Source organism: Haloplanus sp. C73 (assembly GCF_051195115.1).
Classification (GTDB): domain Archaea; phylum Halobacteriota; class Halobacteria; order Halobacteriales; family Haloferacaceae; genus Haloplanus.
This window is the reverse complement of the sequence record NZ_JBNTJZ010000003.1, coordinates 83,243-102,330: the sequence shown is the minus strand read 5'-3', so window position 1 is coordinate 102,330 and position 19,088 is coordinate 83,243. Positions and strand designations below refer to the sequence as shown.

20 protein-coding genes are annotated in these 19,088 nt (G+C 68.6%); 8 read left to right on the top strand and 12 right to left on the bottom strand.

Annotation, left to right across the window (positions count from 1 at the left end; all coding sequences use genetic code 11):
• Positions 1-10: 10 nt before the first annotated feature.
• Positions 11-595 carry a DUF7474 family protein gene (locus tag ACQUSQ_RS06975; protein WP_435067822.1) on the bottom strand — a complete coding sequence of 195 codons (585 nt, stop codon included), beginning with the start codon at positions 593-595 and terminating at the stop codon, positions 11-13.
• Positions 596-690: 95 nt separating this feature from the next.
• Between ACQUSQ_RS06975 and ACQUSQ_RS06970 the strand changes: the two genes are divergently transcribed.
• Positions 691-1,758, top strand: coding sequence for a DNA primase (locus ACQUSQ_RS06970; RefSeq protein ID WP_435067821.1), 1,068 nt, complete (start codon positions 691-693; stop codon positions 1,756-1,758).
• Here ACQUSQ_RS06970 and ACQUSQ_RS06965 read toward each other — a convergent pair.
• Complete coding sequence (locus tag ACQUSQ_RS06965) at positions 1,755-1,952, bottom strand: DUF7472 family protein (protein WP_435067820.1); 198 nt, start codon at positions 1,950-1,952, stop codon at positions 1,755-1,757. The genes ACQUSQ_RS06970 and ACQUSQ_RS06965 overlap by 4 nt on opposite strands.
• A gap of 147 nt (positions 1,953-2,099) precedes the next feature.
• Between ACQUSQ_RS06965 and ACQUSQ_RS06960 the strand changes: the two genes are divergently transcribed.
• Positions 2,100-2,780: an SWIM zinc finger family protein gene (locus ACQUSQ_RS06960; protein WP_435067819.1), complete on the top strand. Its 681-nt coding sequence runs from the start codon at positions 2,100-2,102 to the stop codon at positions 2,778-2,780.
• On the opposite strand, the gene hjc is transcribed toward ACQUSQ_RS06960, so the two are convergent.
• The 4 genes from hjc to ACQUSQ_RS06940 are packed head-to-tail and all read right to left on the bottom strand — an operon-like array spanning position 2,777 to position 7,582.
• Positions 2,777-3,199: a Holliday junction resolvase Hjc gene (hjc, locus tag ACQUSQ_RS06955; protein ID WP_435067818.1), complete on the bottom strand. Its 423-nt coding sequence runs from the start codon at positions 3,197-3,199 to the stop codon at positions 2,777-2,779. The two genes, ACQUSQ_RS06960 and hjc, sit on opposite strands and share 4 nt — an antisense overlap.
• 45 nt (positions 3,200-3,244) lie before the next feature.
• The gene (locus tag ACQUSQ_RS06950) at positions 3,245-4,924 is read right to left on the bottom strand and encodes a potassium channel family protein (protein ID WP_435067817.1); all 1,680 of its coding nucleotides are present in this window, start codon (positions 4,922-4,924) and stop codon (positions 3,245-3,247) included.
• 48 nt (positions 4,925-4,972) lie between these two features.
• Positions 4,973-6,250 (bottom strand): adenosylhomocysteinase, encoded by a 1,278-nt coding sequence (locus tag ACQUSQ_RS06945; protein ID WP_435067816.1) that lies wholly within the window; start codon positions 6,248-6,250, stop codon positions 4,973-4,975.
• Positions 6,251-6,292: 42 nt separating this feature from the next.
• Positions 6,293-7,582: an amidohydrolase gene (locus ACQUSQ_RS06940; RefSeq protein WP_435067815.1), complete on the bottom strand. Its 1,290-nt coding sequence runs from the start codon at positions 7,580-7,582 to the stop codon at positions 6,293-6,295.
• A 469-nt stretch (positions 7,583-8,051) separates the two neighbouring features.
• Here ACQUSQ_RS06940 and ACQUSQ_RS06935 point away from each other — a divergent pair, with 469 nt between their 5' ends.
• The 3 genes from ACQUSQ_RS06935 to hisG are packed head-to-tail and all read left to right on the top strand — an operon-like array spanning position 8,052 to position 10,854.
• Positions 8,052-8,669, top strand: coding sequence for a hypothetical protein (locus ACQUSQ_RS06935; RefSeq protein ID WP_435067814.1), 618 nt, complete (start codon positions 8,052-8,054; stop codon positions 8,667-8,669).
• Positions 8,666-9,958 carry a hypothetical protein gene (locus ACQUSQ_RS06930; RefSeq protein WP_435067813.1) on the top strand — a complete coding sequence of 431 codons (1,293 nt, stop codon included), beginning with the start codon at positions 8,666-8,668 and terminating at the stop codon, positions 9,956-9,958. The genes ACQUSQ_RS06935 and ACQUSQ_RS06930 overlap by 4 nt, the downstream gene beginning before the upstream one ends.
• 50 nt (positions 9,959-10,008) lie before the next feature.
• A complete protein-coding gene (gene hisG / locus ACQUSQ_RS06925; protein WP_435067812.1) occupies positions 10,009-10,854 on the top strand; it encodes an ATP phosphoribosyltransferase in 846 nt (281 codons plus the stop codon).
• Here hisG and ACQUSQ_RS06920 read toward each other — a convergent pair whose 3' ends face one another.
• Positions 10,855-11,868: a CPBP family intramembrane glutamic endopeptidase gene (locus tag ACQUSQ_RS06920; RefSeq protein ID WP_435067811.1), complete on the bottom strand. Its 1,014-nt coding sequence runs from the start codon at positions 11,866-11,868 to the stop codon at positions 10,855-10,857. It abuts the gene before it with no gap.
• A gap of 123 nt (positions 11,869-11,991) precedes the next feature.
• Between ACQUSQ_RS06920 and ACQUSQ_RS06915 the strand changes: the two genes are divergently transcribed.
• Positions 11,992-12,207, top strand: a complete 216-nt coding sequence (locus ACQUSQ_RS06915) for a hypothetical protein (protein WP_435067810.1) — start codon at positions 11,992-11,994, stop codon at positions 12,205-12,207.
• Here the strand turns inward: ACQUSQ_RS06915 and ACQUSQ_RS06910 are convergent.
• Both ACQUSQ_RS06910 and ACQUSQ_RS06905 read right to left on the bottom strand, forming a co-directional pair.
• On the bottom strand, positions 12,204-12,596 hold the full coding sequence (locus ACQUSQ_RS06910) for a DUF7473 family protein (protein ID WP_435067809.1): 393 nt from the start codon (positions 12,594-12,596) through the stop codon (positions 12,204-12,206). The two genes, ACQUSQ_RS06915 and ACQUSQ_RS06910, sit on opposite strands and share 4 nt — an antisense overlap.
• A gap of 9 nt (positions 12,597-12,605) precedes the next feature.
• Entirely contained in the window at positions 12,606-13,166 is a 561-nt protein-coding gene (locus ACQUSQ_RS06905) for a TATA-box-binding protein (RefSeq protein WP_435067808.1), read from the bottom strand.
• A gap of 96 nt (positions 13,167-13,262) precedes the next feature.
• Between ACQUSQ_RS06905 and ACQUSQ_RS06900 the strand changes: the two genes are divergently transcribed.
• Positions 13,263-13,835 carry a hypothetical protein gene (locus ACQUSQ_RS06900; protein ID WP_435067807.1) on the top strand — a complete coding sequence of 191 codons (573 nt, stop codon included), beginning with the start codon at positions 13,263-13,265 and terminating at the stop codon, positions 13,833-13,835.
• A 53-nt stretch (positions 13,836-13,888) separates the two neighbouring features.
• Positions 13,889-14,860, top strand: coding sequence for a TIGR01177 family methyltransferase (locus ACQUSQ_RS06895; RefSeq protein WP_435067806.1), 972 nt, complete (start codon positions 13,889-13,891; stop codon positions 14,858-14,860).
• On the opposite strand, the gene ACQUSQ_RS06890 is transcribed toward ACQUSQ_RS06895, so the two are convergent.
• From ACQUSQ_RS06890 to ACQUSQ_RS06880, 3 genes are read right to left on the bottom strand one after another with little or no spacing between them, the layout of a single operon-like run.
• Entirely contained in the window at positions 14,857-17,574 is a 2,718-nt protein-coding gene (locus ACQUSQ_RS06890; RefSeq protein ID WP_435067805.1) for a TRAP transporter permease, read from the bottom strand. The two genes, ACQUSQ_RS06895 and ACQUSQ_RS06890, sit on opposite strands and share 4 nt — an antisense overlap.
• Positions 17,575-17,579: 5 nt before the next feature.
• Entirely contained in the window at positions 17,580-18,056 is a 477-nt protein-coding gene (locus ACQUSQ_RS06885; protein WP_435067804.1) for a DUF1850 domain-containing protein, read from the bottom strand.
• Positions 18,057-18,087: 31 nt separating this feature from the next.
• Entirely contained in the window at positions 18,088-19,047 is a 960-nt protein-coding gene (locus ACQUSQ_RS06880; RefSeq protein WP_435067803.1) for a TAXI family TRAP transporter solute-binding subunit, read from the bottom strand.
• Between the last annotated feature and the right edge of the window lie 41 nt (positions 19,048-19,088).

Here is a 19,088-nt window from a genome sequence, read left to right as displayed (position 1 = left end):
GTCTTCGGCCCTACAGGCTCCGGTCGATGACGCGTTTCGCGGCCGTCGCCTTCTCCTTCCAGCCGTAGCCCGCCTCGTAGACGTGGCGTTTCTTCTCGACCAGCGCCTCCGGTGTCGCCTCCTCGAAGCCGCCGCGGTCCCACGTCCCGCTCTCGCGGAGCCACTCGGTGACGTTGGCCTTCGTCTCCGACCACGACAGGCCGACCATCTCGTACCACGCAATCATGGCGAAGACGGCGTTGTCGTGACAGCCGGGGACGCTCCCGCGCTCGTAGATAGTTTTGATGGGGTCTCGCGTCGGCACCGACACCGCCTCGCGGTACTCCTCGGCGGGCAGGAGCCTGAGGCGGTCGTTGGCGTCGTCGACGCGGCCGTCGCGGCGGAGGCGCTCGACTGCGGCCTGTCGGAGCGGCCCCCACGTTTCGACTGCGTTCGGCAGCGCGTCGGCGTCGGTGACGCCGCCCGAGAGCACGGCCACCACGTCGACGTAGGCCGCCTCGATGTCGGCCCACGGCGTCCCCTCGAATCGGCAGTCGGCGTCGTGGAGGCTGTTGGTCGTCCGGCACTCCGGGCACGGGTAGTCGAACGTCGGCACGACTGCTCGCTGGAGACGCGAACGTATATGGATTGCCGTCCCCGGTGGGGCCGTGACCGTCGCGCTTATCCACCCCGCTCTACAACCGTTTCCCGATGCGTCCCGACCCGCTCTACGCCCGGTATCCGTTCTTTCGCGACGCGCGCGAGGCGGTCCAGCGGGCCGATATCTCGCCCCCTCGGCTGGTCACCGAGGGTGACCCGGCGGTCGAGCGCGCCCGCGAACGCGTCGAGCGCGCGCTCATGTCGGGCACCGTCGAATCCGAGACACCGGAGCGCTGGAGCGACCGGGACGAACTCCTCTCGTACCCCATCGCGCGCATCCTCGTCTCGCTGGTCGACATGCGCGCCGCCGTCGAGAAGTACGCGGAGGCGGAGGCCGAGACGGCCCACGACCGCCTGCAGGCCGACCTCTCCGCGACCGACGACGACTTACAGAGCGTGTCGCGACCACGGGTGGACCTCGACACCGCCCTCTCGGAGTTCGGCCTCGCAGACGCCGTGACGCGAACAGACGCCGACAGCCGCCGCCCGTGGTTTCGCGTCGACGTGGTCGCGTATCTCCGGCTCGCAGATAGCGACTGGGGCGATTCGTGGCGCCTCGTCAACCGCGATTTGGACGCCGGCGAGGTGCCCGTTCAGCGCGAGGAACTCCACCGCCTTCTCCGCGAAGCGGTCCGTCGCCGGGTGATTGACGGGTTGCCATTCGACGTCCGGGGGAGCGCCGCGGGCGACGAACTCGCGGCGGCGCTCGACGACGACGTGGCCGCGCTCCGCGACCGACTCGCCGACCGCGAGCGCCTCCCCTCGGTCGACACCGTCGCCCCCGAGCAGTTCCCGCCCTGTATGCAGGCGTTGCTCGACGGCGACGACGGCCTTCCGGACCACGCCGCCTTCGCGGCTACCGCCTTCCTCGTCTCGCTGGGCCTCGACGCCGACACTATCGCCGAGCGCTGGCCCGTCCTCGACGACGACGCGCTCGCACATCGGGTGACGGTACTCGACGATACGGACGGCAGTCAGTATCCGGCGCCCTCGTGTGCGACGATGCAGACGTTCGGCGACTGCGTGAACCCCGACGAGCGCTGTGAGACTATCGACCACCCGCTCCGATACTACGCGTCGGCCATCGCCGAGACGGACGCCGTCGAAGCGGACGACTAGTCCGCGAGAAAGATACCGACGCCGGCCATCACGAGGATGAACACGACGATAGAGCCGACCAGCGCCAGCCCGCCTGTCGACCCCAGTCCACCGTCGTTGAACGTGGTGCCGATTCCGAGAACGAGCGCGACGAAGAGCCCGACTGCGCCGACGGAGATGGCGATTTTCCGAACCATCCCCTCTTCGAGTTCCATACTCGGGAATCCGCCGGCCCCGGCAAAAGCCCTTCGATGCCATCGGACCCACTCACCGCCGCGTAGCCCACCTAATCCCGCCGAAACGAGGGTTTAGGTGTGCCGAGCGCCAAGTGTTGGCAACGGAGTGACGGTCACTCCACACCCATGACGCAACCAGAATACACACCCGCGTCACTGCCGGCTACCCGCTCGAAGACGACGCTCGCCGCCGAAGACACCACGGGTCGTGCCCGGCGTGCCCGCACCGAGCCGATGGCGGTCCGCCCGCTCCGCGACGGTCGCTACGCCGTCGAGACGGCGGGCGGCACGTACGTCGTCGACCTCGACGCCCGAACCTGCACCTGCCCGGACGCCCAACTCCGCGACGCCCGGTGTAAGCACCGCCGTCGCGTCGCCCTCGAAGTGACCGAGGGCCTCGTGCCGCCGCCGGACCAGCGGACCGCCGTCTGTGCCGTCTGCGGCGGGCGCACCTTCGTCCCGCAGGCGTCGCGAGCGCCCGCGCTCTGTGCGGCTCACGAGTCCGACCCCGGAACGCTCGTCCGTGACCGCGAGACCGGCGACCGCCTCATCGTCGTCGCGGCGACCGGCGAGCGGGCCGACCGGTTCGAAACCGACGAGGGCCGCCTCGTCGCGGACTACCCCTCGAACGCCCACTACGGCGGACACGAACCCGTCTTTCGGGTCGTCTATCTCGACGCCCTCCGTCGCGAGGGCGACGTTCGGCGCTACGCCTTTCCGGCCTCTCGACTACAACGGGTCGCGGACGCGAGCGACGGGCCGTCGCCGGCCGACAGCGCCGACGTGACTGACCCCACGACGGCCTAGGAGTCGTCGAGACGCGCCTGTGTCGAGTGGCCGACGAGGCCGTCGAGGTCGGTCCCCGATTCGAGCGCCGTCTCCTTTTTCACGCGGTAGTTGCCCCCGTCGGTCACGTAGAGGTCGCCCGGGTGGAAGAAGTACCAGTCCTCGCGGTCGAATCGGACGGCGATGCGGGCGTTCGCGCCGAAGTTCCGCGAGAAGTAAATCAGCGCCTCGACCTCCTCACCCGTGAGATAGATGGGGTCGCCGGCGCTCGATTTCGCCTCGATGGCGAAAAACTGCTCGCCGTCGCCAGCGAGGACGTCGGGCAGGTCGCGCTCTGTCGCGCTCCCGCTTGCGGGCGCGCGCATGACGGCAAAGCCCGCCGCGTCGAGTTCGTTGACGAGTTCGCGCTCCCGGCGGTCACCCTTGCGGTTCGCGGCCATACGACCGACTGCGCGGCGGTCGGTCTTAAGTTGCCGGACCGATGCTCACACCAGCCGGTCGGCGTCCGAGATGCCGAACCGCTCGCGGAAGCGCTGGACCGCCTCGTCGGTGCCGACGATAGTGAGTCGTTCGTCCCCGTCCAACTCCCGGTTCGGGTCGACTCTGCCCGAGGGGCTGTCCGCGTCCTCGATGGCGACCACCCGACAGTCGGTGTCGTGTATCGCCGACTCGGCGAGTGTCGACCCGGCGAACGGTTCCGCAGGCACCCGGACGATGCGGACCTGACTCGCCGGCGCGAGGACGTCCTCACCACGCAGTTCCCGCGCGACCATCCGGGCGCTCACTCGCGGGACCGAGAGGACGTAGTCGGCGCCCGCGCTCAACGCCTTCCCCGTCGCGTCGGTGTCCGTCACCCGAACGAGGACGTCGATATCGGGGTCTATCGACCGCGCCAGCACCGTCGTCAACAGCGCGTCGGAGTCGTCTGGGAGGCCGACGATGACGGCGTCGGCCTGCTCGATGTCCGCCTCATGTAGCGTCGCTCGCGAGGCGGCGTCCCCGACGATATCTATCTCCTCACCAGCCTCGGTGTCGATAGTGACGGCGTCGAATCCGGACGATTCGACGACCGAGGCCGCCGCCTGTCCCACCTCGCCCCCGCCGGCGACGATGATTCGGTCGTGGGCCCGGCGCGAGCGTATCGGGCGGGTGAACTCGCTCAACGCCTCCAGCGCGTCGTGGTCACCCGAGACGAGCAACACCGTATTGGGCTGGATGACCGCGTCGGGGTCGGGCGGTAACTGTAGGTCGCCGTCTATCCACGCCCCGATGACGTTCGCTCCCGTCCGCTCGCGAAGGTTCGAATCGCGGAGGCGTGTCCCCGCCAGCCGGCTCCCGTGGCCGACCAGTAACTCCGCCACCTCCACATCGGGGCCAAGGTCGACCGTATCGGTCAGTTCGGTGCTGAACGAGGAGACGGCTTTCTCCGCGAGCCGCCGGCCCAACACGCCGTGTGGCGATAGGACGCTGTCCGCGCCCGCATCGAGCAACACGTCTCGCATGTCGCTGTCGTCGGTCAGCGCGATGATTTCGATATCCGGGTCGAGTGCGCGCACCGTCAGAATCGCGTTGACGTTCGCGTCGCCGGCGTCCATGATGACCGTCCGCGCGCTGTCGATGCTCGCTCGCTCGAAGGTATCTCGGTCCTCCGGCGCGCCGTGGATGGCGGCGTAGCCCGCACCCGAGAGGTCTTTCGCGTCCTCCTCGGACTCGGAGACGAGGACGTAGTCGATGTCGAGGTCGGTGAGTTCGTCGAGCAAGACTGCGGAATCGCGGCGGTAGCCACAGATGATGACGTGGTCTCGCTTCCGCGAGAGCCGGTCGTCGAGATTGACCTCCGCGTCGGTAAACAGCGGGATGATGATGAGTCGGAGGGTGAAGAACCCGATACCGATGCCCGAGAGTTGAACGAACGAGACGAACAGGAAGGTCAGGGGGTGGCTCCACAGCCCGGAGTCTTGGCCGTACCCCGTCGTCGTCATGGTCTGCACGACGAACTCGAACGACGCGAAGATGGACTGGTCGACGCCCTCCAGCCGCGCTAACACCGTGTTGTACGCGGCGGCGTACACCAGCACGAGCGTCGCGAGACCGACGACGTAGTAGACGATGAGCCGGTCACGGCGCGAGAGGTCGAGGTCTGTGAGGGTGGGGAGCGTCGGCATCGCGACGGCTGGGCAGTCGCTCGCGTCGCCCAAAAGTCCGTGGGTGGCTTACGTCCCGTGGTCCCAGGAGTCCATGTACTCGCGCTGTTCGTCGCTGAGGGTGTCGATAGCGATGTCCTCGGCGTCGAGTTTCACCTCGGCCACCTCGCGGTCGAGACGGTCGGGCACCTCGTGGACGCCGGCCTCGTAGGCGTCGGGGTTGGCGGCGAGTTCGCGCACGCAGACGGCCTGCACGCCGAAGCTCTGGTCCATCACCTCGACCGGATGGCCCATCGACAGCGGGCCGGCGAGGTTCACCAGTCGGCCCTCCGCGAGGACGTTCACGCGCCGCCCGTCGGGGAGGGCGTACTCCTCGACGCCGTCGCGCACCTCGCGCCGTGTCTCTGCCAAGTCGTCGAGTTCGGCGAGGTTGATTTCCACGTCGAAGTGGCCGGCGTTGGCGAGAACGACACCGTCGGCCATCTGCTCGAAGTCCTCGCGAGTGATGACGTCGCGGTTGCCCGTCGTCGTCACGAAGATGTCGCCCTCGGCGGCCGCCTCGTTCATGGGCATCACCTCGTAGCCCTCCATGTGGGCTTCGAGCGCGCGCCGGGGGTCGATTTCCGTCACGACGACGTCGGCGTTCATGCCAGACGCCTTCTTCGCGACGCCGCGGCCACAGTAGCCGTAGCCGGCGACGACGACTGTCTTGCCCGCGATGGCGAGGTTCGTCGTCATCGCGATGTTGGCCATCGCGGACTCGCCGGTGCCGTGGACGTTGTCGAACAGCGTCTTCATCGGCGTGTCGTTGACGGCGAACATCGGGTAGTCGAGGGCGCCGTCGTCGGCCATCGACCGCAGGCGGTGGACGCCGGTCGTCGTCTCCTCACACCCACCTTTCAACTGCGGAATCAGCTCCGGATGCTCGTCGTGGATGTGGGTAACCATGTCGGCGCCGTCGTCGACGGTGATGGTCGGGTCGACGTCGACGACGGCTTCGATGGCGTCGTAGTACTCCTCGGTGTCGACGCCGTGGGCGGCGTAGGAGGTGACGCCGTCGACGGCGTGGAGCGCCGCGCTCACGTCGTCTTGGGTCGAGAGGGGGTTACAACCGGTGATGGCTACCTCGGCCCCACCGATGGCGAGGAGTTCGACGAGGACGGCCGTCTTGGCCTCGACGTGCATCGCCATCGCGATTCGCTCGCCTTCGAGTGGCTGTTCCGCGGCGAACGACTCGCGAAGCTCTGCCAGAATGGGCATGTGGGCCTCCGCCCAGTCCATCTTCCGGCGGCCCTCGGCCGCTTCGGCCTCGGGGTCGTCGAGTCGCTCGGCTATCGTGCGGGTCATACGCTCCGTAGCGCGAGGCGCGGCAAAACGCTACCGTCTTCGTTAGTCCGCTCGCGCGACCAGTTCGCGGGCGCGTGTCTCGGCTCGCTCCATCACCGCCGCCTCGTCCAGCGTCAGCACCTCGCGGTCCCGCATGAGAATCGCGCCGTCACACACCGTGTGGCGAACGTCCGAGCCACGGGCCGCGTACGCGAGATGGCTCACCACGTCGTGGGCCGGCGTCAGGTGCGGCGCGTCGAGGTCGACCACCGCGAGGTCGGCGGCCGCGCCGGCTTCGATTCGACCGGCGTCGAGGCCCAGTACGTCGGCGCCGCCCGCCGTCGCCATCCGCACGGCGTCTGGCGCGGCGACGGCGCTCGCGTCGTCGGCCGCGAGTTTCCCCAGCATCGCCGCGTCCCGCATCTCGTCGAAGATATCGAGGTCGTTGTTCGAGGCGGCGCCGTCGGTGCCGAGGCCGACCGTCACGCCCGCGTCGAGCAACGCCTGTACCGGCGCCATCCCCGACGCGAGTTTCATGTTCGAGGCCGGGCAGTGGACGACACCGGTCCCCGTCTCGGCGAGTATCTCGCGCTCTCGTTCGTCGAGGTGGACGCCGTGGGCGAGGAAGTCGTCGGCGCCACAGAGGCCGAGCGAGCGCGCCCACTCGATGGGTCGCTCGCCTCGTTCGTCGACGATGGGGTCGACCTCGTCGCGCGTCTCGTTGGCGTGGTAGTGGACGGGCACGCCGGTGGCGGCGGCCTCCTCGGCGGCGAACTCGAGCAGTTCGGGCGTGACCGTCGTGAGGCTGTGGGGCATCACCGCCGCCGAGATTCGCCCCTCGGCGGCGCCGTCGACCCGCTCCGCCATCGCGACGCTCTCCTCTATGTCGGCACGGGCCGCGTCCGCGTCCTTCCCGGCCGAGATGGCGCCGTGGCCGAGGACGGCCCGCAGTCCCGCCCGCTCGACCACCTCAGCGGTGCGGTCGATTTCGAAGTACATGTCGGCGAAGGCCGTCGTCCCCGACCGAATCATCTCCAGCATCCCGAGTTCGGCGCCCGCCTCGATATCTTCGGGTTCGAGCGCCGCCTCGACGGGCCAGATGTCCTCTCGGAGCCACGTGTCGAGCGGTTTGTCGTCGGCGTACCCCCGCAGGAGCGTCATCGCGACGTGGGTGTGGGCGTTCACCAAGCCCGGCATCACCAGCGACCCCGACGCGTCGAGTTCCGCGTCGCCGGTGTGGTCCGGGCCGACTTCGACTATCTCACCGGCCGTCTGGTCGACGAGTACGTCCGCCTCGACGACGGTCATGTCCGGTCTGAGGACGCGGCCGCCGCGAATCGCGAGCGTCTGCATACCCCATCCCATCCCCCGCTGGGTTAAGATTCCGTGGGATTCTGACGGTAGTGTTCAGATAAGCGGATGCATTTGGGACCACCTCGAAAGCCCCCGGCGTCCCCAGAACCCTCCGGGTTCTGGTGTGCTCACGAGAGCGAAGCTCTCGTGAACGTCTCGGCTCCCGGGACTCGCTGCGCTCCTCACTTTGTTGCGGTGCTTGCGTCGTCCGGGTACGCCGAGACACCGGCCCCTTTCAGTCCCGCCCGCGTCGACTGGCCGACCGGCTGCCGCCGGGCGGGACTGAAAGGGGCGATTCGCTGGAGGAAGGAAGCCGACGCAAGCACCGCAGGCCGAAGGCCGAGGAGCGCAGCGAGGCTCCCGACTCCAGCGAGTCGGGGCTTTCGAGGTGTCTTCAGTTCGAACGCGCTAATCTGAACAGTATCATTCTGACGGAAGACATTTACTCGTCGCGGCGGGACGGCGAACGATGCCCTCCCCGACACGCAGAGACGCCCTCCACGCAGCCGCCGCGCTCCTCGCTGGCGCGGCCGGCTGTGCCGGCGAATCCTCGTCGAGTTCGAGCTATCCCGCCGACCCGAGTGGGAGTCTCGCGTTCGACCCCGAGTCGCATCGACTGCGAAACCCCGAGCCGACTCCCGCCGTCTGGACGGGCGAGCGCCCCACCCGGATCGACGAGGAGCGACACCTCCACGCGAACGGCCACTTCTTCCTCACCGACTCGTCGTCGGTAGACGGCGTCGGATTCGCCGACGTCGACGGCGCGGACGCGGCTCGCGAGTTCCTCGAATCGACCGACTACGATTCGACGACGGTGTACGTCGAGCAGTCGTTCATTCGCGAGTGTTACACCACGACGCTCTGTCACGTCCAGTGGTCGGCGACGGAGATAGAGACGAGTTACGCCCGCGCCTACCGCGACGCCGACGTGGCCTGCGATGCCGACGCCCGCGATACGATTGCGACCCTGATTCGCATCCCGGAGGCGTTCGACCCGAGCGAGGTCAACGGCTACGGCCGAAGCACCGGCTCAGCGTCCTGTGAGCGCCGCAACAACCACGCGCGGACGGAGCGTGCGTCGCAATGACCGACTTCACTCGCCGCGAGACGCTCGCGCTCGTCGGCGCCGTCGCGGGCGCGGGGTGTAGTTCGCTCCCCGGTTCCGACGACGACGAATCGACCACGCTCGACGGCGCGGCACTCGCCGCGCTCGCCGACGACGCCCCGCCCACCGTTCCGGAGCGTGTCCCCGTCGACATCGCGCCGGCTCACCTCGATGCGACGGCGGCGCGGGCGCGGTCACTGCTCGATGCCGTGCCGGCGAATCTCTCCGCCGACCAGATTCCGAACGGTGCCATCCGGGAGCGGGTGCGCGACGCCCGCCAACACGCCGTCGGAGAGGTGACCCGTGCCGCGAACACGTCGGCCGACTACGAGCGCCTGAGCGCTTTCGCGGACGCACGGACCGACGCCCGCTTCGCCGCCGGCGCGTGGCGCGCCATCGACGCCGGGCTGACGCGGGCCGACCTGCAGGAGGAAGCGACGAGCGTCCGCGAGGACCGCCGAGCGCTCCGCGAGCGTCACGAGTATCTCGGCGACGACCCGGTGGCCGCGCTGCTGGTTCACGCCGCCATCGAGGAGCGACTCGACATGAACATCGGGACGAACGGGCCGACTCGCTACCGCGAAGGCAACCCGCTCGGCGTCGGCGAACTCGCCGAGGACGTCGAACGCGCTCGCGCCGCCGTCGACGACGCGGCCCACCTCTACGACCAACACGTCGAACCGTTGGGCGACCCGCCGACGCTCCGCCCGCGCTACCGGGCGGCGCGCGAGACGCTCCAAGCCGACTTCGAGTCCGAGCGCGAGTCGTTGCCGGCGGTCGACCCCGAGCGCCCGTGGGAGGTGGGCGACGTCGACGTGAGCGAGACGCCCGCGGGCGAGGCGCTCGACGACCTGTATCGCCCCGTCGACCCCGGGTACGAGCGGGCGTGGAGCGGCGACCCACTGGCTCGGTCGCTGGTGTGGGGCCATCGGGCGTTCGTCTCGCTCCGGGCGTTCGAGTCGCTTCGCGCCCGCGTCGCCGACGGCGAGCGCTTCGCAATCGAGTCGCTGGAGGACGTGGCCGCGATTCGAAGCGAGGCGGTCGACGCGCTCCGTGCGGCCAACGACGACCCGGCGGCGCCGATGCTGACGCGGTCCGTGCTCTCCATACTGTCGACCCAACTCGCCAACGCGGACGCCCGACTGGCGACGGAGGAGGGCGAGGTGTCGGCGCGGTCGATTCGCTACCCCGTCTCCGCCTATCTCGTCGCGATGGCGCGGGCGCGGGCGGCGCCCGCCGTGAGCGAGCGCGTCGCGTCGACGCTGGGCTAACCGCCGCGGCACCGCAAGGCAATTGCCCCGTCGGCGCGAGGACTGTGGCAATGCGTATCGCCGTCCCCAACAAGGGCCGCCTGCACGACCCGTCAATCGACCTGCTGGAACGCGCCGGCCTGCATCTCGAGGGCGGCGCCGACCGCAAACTCTACGCCGACACCGTCGACCCCGACGTGACCGCGCTCTTTGCCCGCGCCGCCGACATCCCCGAGTACGTCGCGGACGGCGCCGCCGCCGTCGGCATCACCGGCCTCGACCAAGCCCGCGAGTCGGGCCACGAACTCGTCGACCTCCTCGATTTGGAGTTCGGCCGCTGTCGCCTCGTCGTCGCGGCCCCCGAAGACGGCGATATCACGTCCGTCGAGGACCTCGCCGGCGGCACCGTCGCCACCGAGTTCCCCCGAATCACGCGCGAATTCTTCGCCGACCGCGGCGTCGACGCCGAGGTGGTCGAAGTGACGGGCGCGACGGAACTCACGCCCCACGTCGACATGGCCGACGCCATCGTCGACATCACGTCGACGGGGACGACCCTCCGCGTCAATCGCCTCGCCGAAATCGAGGAGGTGCTGTCGAGTTCGGTCCGCCTCTTTGCCCGGCCCGACGTCGCCGACGACGAGAAGGTCACGCAGTTGGTCACCGCCTTCGAGTCCGTGCTCGCCGCCGAGGACCGCCGCTATCTCATGCTGAACGTGCCCGAGGAGCGCCTCGACGCGGTCCGAGACGTGTTGCCGGGGATGGGCGGCCCGACGGTGATGGATGTCGCTGGCTCCGACGACGTGGCGGTCCACGCCGTCGTCGAGGAGCGAGCCGTCTTCGGCGTCATCAACGACCTCAAAGAGATGGGCGCGAGCGACATTCTCGTCACCGAAATCGAGCGCCTCGTGGAGTAGTTACGACTCCTCGCCCGGCGCCGGCTCCCAGCGCTCCGTCTCGACTTCCGTTCCGTCTCCCACCCGCAACTCGGGCGTCGTCACCGCCGGCGCGAGCGTCAGGTCGCCGGTCCGCCAGCGCGCCCACCCGGCGATGGCGAGGGTGCCGAGCGCCATCGCGCCGAGGCCGACCAGCCCCGCCTCGGGGCCGAAGTCGCCCCCGGTGAGCAGGCGCGGCCCTCGCTGGTCGACGCCGACGACGCTCACGCCGAGGCCGAGGCCGGAGACGGGGAAGCCGTAGACGCCGCCCTGAAACAGGTTCCACGTCGTGTGCAGGCCGACGGGGACGGCGAGTTCGCCCGTCAGGACGTAGCCCGCGGCCAACATCCCGCCAGCGAGGACGATGGCGAGCGTGCTCACGAGCGTCGCGTTCGGGTTGCTGCCGTGAGCGACGCCGAACAGGAGCGAGGAGAATATCGTCGCGGCGGCGACGGCACGGCGGTCACCCAGTCGGCCCACCAGCCCCTCCGCCGCGTTCGTGAGGAGATACCCCCGCAGGAGGAGTTCTTCGTAGAAACCGACGGCGAGGAAGACGACCACGAGGCCAGCAAAGCGGACGAGAAAGCCGTCTCGGGGCTGGACCGTCCCCGTAATCCGAATCCAGCCGGCGGCGAGTTCGACGACGAAAACGAGCGTCATCAGACCGGCGCCGAGCGCGAGGCCGAACCCGTAGTCGAGCAACCAGTCGCGGCCGATTCGAAGCCCGAAATCCCGCAGTCGGCGCCGGTCGATGTAGCGCCCCGTTACGGCGACGGCGAGCGAGACGGTCACGCCCGAGACGAGGATGCCCGCGACGGCGCGCAGCGTCGTCGCCACGGCGCCGTTCCCACCCCCTAGCCACGCCCCGATGCCGGCGCTCCCGAGGAGGCTCACCGCGACGCCGAGGACGGCGGCGACGACGACCAGACAGCATATCCGGACGGGCGCTCGGGGGCGACGCTCGTCGGCGTTCCACACGACTCCTCGAAGTCCCATGACCCACCCGTGATCCGGCGGTGGTTTAGTTGCGTTGCCCGCGCGGTGTCGACCCAGTTTGTGGCTCGAACTATAATGAATGTATACGAAAGTTATGTGGTGTGTGGGAACGTAGGGCACGGTATGAGCACCCGAAGCCTCAGCGCTCGACTGACGGTGGATTCGCCGCTCGCCGTCGCCGACACGCTCCTCACGGCCGGGAGCGCGCTCGGCCTCCTGACCTACGTCGTGGCGCTGTTCGCGGGCGACGTCGGCGCGGCGACGAGTGGCGTCGTTCTCGGCGTGGGCTGTGTCCTCGCGACGCTCACCGTCCGGACCGCACGGGATGCGGTGCGTTAGCCCGGCGCCGACAGGACGAGGACGTAGAGGCTGAAGAGGATGCTCCCGAGGATGACGCTGACGACGGCGTGGATGAGGGTGACGCCGGCGGTCAGGCGTCGGTCGAGGCCGTAGACGGTTCGGACGAGGAGCGCGTCGACGACGACGGCGAGGGCGACGGCGGGGAGCGAGGGGAGTTCGAGGGCCGCGGCGACGACGGCGATGGCCGCGGGAAGCGGCCCCACGAGGAAGGCGTTGCGAACGGGCACGTCACCGAGAACGTTGCGCGCCGCGAGGTGGGCGGTCAGGGAGAGAAAGAGCGCGAAGAGCGCGGTGGTGCCGGCGACAGCGAGCGGTGACGCCGCGCCGACGTCCGTCTGGAGTGCGACTGAAGTGGGGACCGGAGCCATTCGAATCCGCTATCCCAAGAGGCCGAGTTCGTCGAGACGAGAGACGATGACGTCGACCGCCTCTTTGGCGTCTTCGGGCTGTTTCCCGCCGGTGATGACGAGTTTGCCCGAGCCAAAGAGGAGCGCGACCACGTCGGGTTCGTCGAGTCGGTAGACGAGTCCGGGGAACTGCTCGGGTTCGTACTCGATGTTCTCCAGACCGAGGCCGATGGCGATGGCGTTCAGGTTGAGATTGCGGCCCAAGTCGGCGCTCGTGACGATGTTCTGGACGACGATGTCCGGGTCGTCGTCGACGTCGATGTGGAGCGCCCGGAGTTTGTCGAAGACGATGTGGAGGCTCTCGTGTACGTCGGCCGTCGACTTCGCGCCCGTGCAGACGATTTTTCCGGACCGAAAGATGAGCGCCGCAGATTTGGGGTCCTGCGTCCGGTAGACCAGACCCGGGAACTGTTCGGGGTCGTAATCGGCGCCTTCGAGGTCCATCGCGACGCTCTGGAGGTCGAGTTCCTGTCCAATACCGGTAGAAGCAACCACGTTCTCGATGTTTATCGTCTCCTTGGGGTCGGTCATGAGACGATTTAAGTGTCGTATTTAAGGTTTAAAAATATTGGTGGCGGGGTTCGGCCCCCGAGTATTTACCCGGTCGGGCACTCGGATGACGTAGTCATGTCATCAAACTCGAATATCACCGATAGGCTTCCGCTCGTCCCCGGAGCCCTGTCGGGGGTGGCCGCGTGGGTCCTCGGCTACGCGTTCACCTACCTCCTCGTGGCGCCCGACGTCCGCGAGTCGTCGTTACAGCGCATCATCGAGACGTTCGGGGGCGAGTCGGCCACCTACGAGTTGGTGGGGTGGGTGTTTTTCAACGCCCACTTCGTCAACACCGTCTTCCAGAACGTCCCCTTCGTCGGCAGTCGGACGACTAGCTTCGTCGGCGGCGAGCAAGGCTTTACCGTCCTCCTCTACGTGATTCCGGTCGGCCTGCTTCTCGCGGCGGGCGTCGCACTCGCCCGCTATCAGGGCGTTACGGACCCGACCAACGGAGCGCTCACCGGCCTGACCGCCCTGCCGGGATACCTCCTGCTGTCGGTCGCCGGCGTCTTCCTGTTCGAAGTGACTGTCGGCGACGTCAGCGGCGGGCCGACCCTGCTTCCCGCCGTCGTCCTCGCCGGTATCGTCTACCCCGTGCTGTTCGCCGGTGGTGGCGGCGCGCTCATCGGGATGGTCGCCGATAGATAGCCTTCCGACCGCGGTTCGGTAGTCTCATGGCGCCGGCGGAGTGAGTGACGAGCGTGTACGGTCTCGAACTCGCTGGCGAGGACGACGCCTTCGCCGCCCGCGAGGCGGCGTGTGCCGCGTCGGCCGTTGAGGTGGTCGCGCCCGGTCTCGCGACGGCCCGCGGCGTCGACACCGACCGCCTCGAACGCCTCGCCTACACCCACCGCGCCAGCCGCCTGCTCGGTCGCTGTGGCGCGAGCGTTGACGCCGCGCGGACGCTGCTCGATGCGGCCACGCTCGACCGCTCGGGCACCGTCGCCGTCCGCGCTCGCGACGTGCGCTCGACGGCGGGCGTCGACACGCGACGCGCCGAGCGCGAACTCGGGACGGCCCTCGTCGACCGTGGCTTCACCGTCGACTTGGACGACCCCGACCACGAACTCCGGGCGTGTTTCGCCGGCGACACCTGCCTGCTCGGGTGGCTGGTCGCCGAGAGTGTCCGCGACTACGGTGACCGCCGCCCCACCGACCGCCCCTTCTTCCAGCCGGGGAGTATGGCCCCGCTCGACGCCCGCGCCCTCGTCAACCTCGCCGGTGCCGGCCCTGACACGACGCTACTCGACCCCATGTGCGGCACCGGCGGGACGCTCATCGAGGCGGGCCTCGTCGGCGCCCGCGCTATCGGCGTCGACGCCCAGTCGAAGATGGTTCGCGGCGCCCGCGAGAACTGTCGGGCGTATCTCGCTGACGCCCCGTTTCACTGCCTCCGCGGCGACGCGACGGCGCTCCCTCTCGCGGACGACGCCGTCGACGGCGTCGTCTTCGACGCCCCCTACGGTCGCCAGTCGAAAATCGCCCGCCACTCGCTGACCGACCTCGTGTCCGGCGCGCTTGCGGAGGCGGCGCGTGTCGCTCCGCGCGCCGTCGTCGTCGCCGACCGCTCGTGGTCGGAGACGGCTCGCGACGCCGGCTGGACCGTCGAGGCGACGTTCGAGCGGCGCGTCCACCGCTCGCTCACCCGGCACGTCCACCTGTTGACCCGCTAGGCCGTCTCGGCCGCGGCGTCGCCCGTCCCGAACAGCCCCGTGCCCTGCTTCCGATTGCCGAGCAGTAGCACGACGAAAAGCGCCAGCCCGACGCCGCGGAGCGCGAGGTCGATTGCAATCGGGACGGGGGCGCCGCCACCGCTTCCGACACCGACGACGCCCAGAATGTCGAGGAGGCCGCGAACGCCGAGTCCGGGCGCCATCAGGAGGAGCGAACTCACCGCGAAGGCGGCGCGTTCGCCCCGCGACACCGGCGCGTAGACGTAGCCGATGACCGTCGCCGCGAGCGCGACGACGCCGAGGAAGACGCCGACGACGGGGATGAGCACCTCGGGGAGGATGTAGGCCACGTCGAACAGGTCGGCGGCGCCGAGGACGCGATACTTCTCCCCGATTTCGAGGTCGGGTGCGTTCGGCTCGCGGCGCAGGAGAACCAGTCCCGGCGTGAGGACGAACGCGAAGGGGACGATGGCCTTGTTCAGCGACAGCGAGAAGGCCTCGATACCGGTCTGGAAGGCGTCGGATTTGGCGACGCCGGAAGCGGCGTAGGCCGCGACGGCCACTGGCGGCGTGATGTCGGCGATGACACCAAAGTAGAGAATAAAGAGGTGGGCGGCGAGTTCGGGCACGCCGAACGCCGTCAGCGCCGGCGCCAACAGCGAGACGAGGATGATGTACGTCACCGTCGTCGGCATCCCCATCCCGAGGAGGATGGAGGAGACGGCGGTGACGAGAAGCAGGAGGACGAGCGACCCGCCCGCGACGGCTTCGATGAGCGCGACGAGATTCGGACCGAGCCCCGAGACGCTGATGACGCCGGGGATGATGCCCGCGGCGGCGACGGCGACGACGACCGGAACCGCCGTTCGCGCCCCGCTCTCCATGGATTTGCCCGCGAAGACGCCGAGCCGATAGAGCCCGTTCTCGGCGAGGCGCGGGCGATTCACGGCGCCGGCCGTCGTCGCCGCCGTCTCGTCGACGGCGTCGTCGAACTCCAGCAACGGCGCGTCGACGAAGGGATGGGTCGCCAGCGTGAGTACGCCGGCGACGATGCTGATGCCGCCGAGGCGGCCGAGCGTGGCCATGACGGCGGCGTCGAGCGGTTGCCCGCCGACGCCCGCGCCGGCGACGGCGGCGATGGGACCGACGCCCGCGACGTAGTGCGAGAGGACGTTCGCGAGGGTCAGCCCGACCACGAGCGCACCCAGTCGCCCGCGCGTCTCGTCGCTGTACGCCGCGACGAGCGTGACGAGCGCGCCGATGGCGATGAGCGTGAACCACGCCGACCGGGCGACCGAGAGCCGTGCCACGATGAGGTAGTAGAGCAGGAGGGCAAGCGGGACGAGGTAGAACCAACCGCTTCGGAGATGCGAGCGAATGTCGACTAGGTCCTTGGCGTCGAGGCCGCCGATATCGAGGCGCGACGCCTCGAAGTGGACCATCACCCACACGCCGAAGAAGAAGACGATGGCGGGGATGGTGGCAGCGACGATGACGTCGGCGAAGGGCGTCCCCGTGTACTGGACGATGAGAAACGCGGCGGCGCCCATGACGGGCGGGAGAATCTGCCCGCCGGAGGAAGCCGAGGCTTCGACGCCGCCCGCGAACTCGGGGCGGTACCCCGACTTCTTCATGAGGGGGATGGTGAACGCGCCCGTCGTCACCGTGTTGGCGATGGAGGACCCCGAGATGGTACCCATGAAGCCGGAGGCGAGAATCGACGCCTTGGCCGGGCCACCTCGGCGCGTCCCCGTCGCCGCGTACGCGAGGTCGATGAACCACTTGCCCGCGCCCGACATCTCCAGAAACGCGCCGAAGAGGATGAAGATGTAGATGAACTGCACGGAGACAGTCACTGGAATGCCGAACACACCGTTTTCCGTGTTGTACCAGAGGTTCTGGATGATTGCGGGCCACGAGAGTTCGGGAATCGAGAGCACGCCGACGTAGGCGGCGTTCTGCGGGATGTAGACGCCGAAGCGCGCGTAGACGATGAACCCCGCGACGATGAGCATCAGCCAGAGGCTAATCGCTCGCCGCGTCGCTTCGAGGACGAGGAGGACGCCGACCACGCCAAGCACCATCGCGTAGGATATCTCGCTCAGCGGGCCGAGCAGGCCCGCGACCGGGTCGAGAAACCGAAACACCTCGTGGACGGGGCGCCCGGCTTCGAGGCCGAGCGCGCGCATCCGCTGAATCTCTTGGAAATCCGTGATGAAGTAGATAGCCGACAGCACCGCCACCGGAATCAGGGCGAGGTCGAACGGCGTCACCCGGTCGAGGTCGGGGTCGACGAACAGCCACCGGAGCGCCCCGCCGACGGCGTGGACCGCCCGCGAGAGCGGGTGTCCGCGGCCCAGTCGGCCGTCGACGGCGGCGCCGAGTGCCACACATCGGGACGCGATGGGGCCGTCGCCCGTACTCGACGGGTAGAGCAGGAAGGTGAGGACGAGGCCGAACGCGACGTGGACGGCGTTGATTTGGAGGAGTTGGAGCGAGACGAACTCGATTCGCCCGATGACGGGGAGGTCGAGCGCGAGGACGAATCCCTTCGCCGCGAGCCACATCTGAAACAGGGAGAAGGCGATGCCGACGACGGCGACGGCGACTGTCGTCCACCCCGCTAGCGAGCGCTTGCGCTCTATCTCCTGAATAATCGCGTCGGTGTCCGATGCCGGTTCGTCGACCGTCTCGTCGGGTGTGTCGGCGCTCATACTGTTCACTCCAGTCGCGGGTCGAACGCGGGTCGCCGCTGTATCGAGAACGTCACCGAACGGCCGTCCGAGACGGCGACGAGGTCGTACGTTCGGTCACCGACGGACAGCGTGTGGCCGGCGACCCGTCCCGGCGCGACCGTCAATCGCTCGTAACTGCCCGGTGGGTCGTAGATAAATGTCCCGTTCTCACGAGTGACGTTCGCGCCGCTCGGGAGCCCCCAGCCGTAGGATTCGAACTCCATGCGAGTCATCACGAGACGGTCGCCACGGACCGTGTACTCGTCGTACACCCGCGTCTTCTCGACGCTGTGGGTGTACTCGATGCCGACGGTGGTGCCGTTCTCCACCGGGACTTCGAGATACGTCTCGCCAGTCTCCGCGTCGGCGACGACGAGAACTGTCTCCTCGGTAGTTGCAGCGACGCTCCCGAGGGCGACGGCCACTAGTAGCAACGCCACGATGGCATATCGTCTGTTCATGTGCGCGTCGAAAGCGGAGGGCGAGTGCGGCTTACGCGTCGAAGTACGCGGCTGCGCCGGGGTGGAGTTCGATGGACATGCCGTCCTGTGCCGAGTCTCGGCTGATGAACTCCGTCTTGGTCGAGAGGTCGCTCACGTTGTCGAAGATGGCGGCGGTGACTTCCTCCACCGTCTCCTCGGGCACGCCCGAGCGAGTGGCAATCATCGCCTGCACGGCCACCGTTTCGATGTCCTCGTCGACGCCGCTGTAGGTGCCGGCGGGGATGGTGTCGTCGGCGAACCACGAGGCGGCGTCTTTCACCGCTTCGCGGTTCTCGCCCGCGATGGGGACGAGCTGGATGTCGTTCGTCGTCGCGAGGTCCTCGATGGCGCCGACGGGCCAGCCGCCGACGACGAACGCCGCGTCGATGTCGCCGTTCCGCAGTTGGTCGGCGGCCTGCGAGAACGAGGCGTTCTGCTCGTCGAAGTCCGTGATGCCCACCGCATCGAGAATCTGGAGCGCGTTGACCTGCGTCCCCGACCCGAGGTCACCGGTGTTGATGGTCGCGCCCGACAGGTCAGACAGTTGGGTGATGTCCGTGTCCGCGAGCGTGACGACGGTGATGGTCTCGGGGTAGAGCGTCGCGACGCCCATCAGGTTCTCGACGGCCGACCCCTCGAACGCGTCGATGCCCGTGCCGTTTTTCGCGAAGTAGGCGATGTCGTTCTGAATCAGGGCGAAGTCGGCGTCGCCGCTCGCCAGATTACCGACGTTCTCGACGCTGGCGCCCGTCGACTGGACGTTCAGCGTGTAGTCGGTGTTCGCCTCGACGACCGATTTGAACTCGTTCGAGAGCGGGAAGTACGTCCCGCCGGTGCCGCCAGCGTGCCACGAGAGGCGCGTGTCGGCACTCCCGTCGCCACCGCCACCACCGCTACAGCCGGCGAGCGCGGCGACACCGGTCACTCCAGCGGCACGCAGGAATCGTCGTCGAGTGGAATCGTCTGACATACTGTTGATACTAAGGGGGGCCGTGCATTTAACCTTATCCA